The sequence below is a fragment of the Burkholderia sp. 22313 genome (genome assembly GCF_052045245.1).
Taxonomy (GTDB): Bacteria; Pseudomonadota; Gammaproteobacteria; order Burkholderiales; family Burkholderiaceae; genus Burkholderia.
Window position 1 is genome coordinate 1 of sequence record NZ_JBQEON010000099.1, and the last position, 380, is coordinate 380.

At 61.1% G+C, this 380-nt stretch carries 1 protein-coding gene; it reads left to right on the forward strand.

Going from position 1 to position 380, the window contains the following annotated elements; genetic code table 11:
- Positions 1-380: T6SS effector phospholipase Tle3 domain-containing protein (locus ACTJKF_RS31455; protein WP_440629025.1), on the forward strand; the 380-nt coding region annotated here is incomplete at both ends.

The following is a 380-nucleotide window of genomic DNA, read 5'->3' on the forward strand; positions in this document are numbered from 1 at the left end:
CTTGAATGGGTCGACGTATGGCCGCGTCACCGCGTATTGCTGTCCGCACGATCAGGTGATCTCTGCAGTCACCGTTCAAGGCATCGGCTGGCGTGGAATCAGCAAGCATGAATTCACCGATATCGGCGTGGAGGGCATCCTGACGCAGCGCGTGTTCGCATCCGGCTTTCCGGTCGGCGTGCAGAAGCCGTACCGCTATTGGGAAGACGACTGGCGGCATGGCAAACAAGGAACCAAGCCGGGCTTCTGGTATCCGCCATCGCCACCGGCGAAGTTCAATCTCATCGGCGCGATCAAAGGGAATGAGTCGGTCTTGGGCGTGGCCGCGACGCTCGTGACTGCGCCGCTCATGTTCGTCGTGACGGGGATCAGCTCGGCGT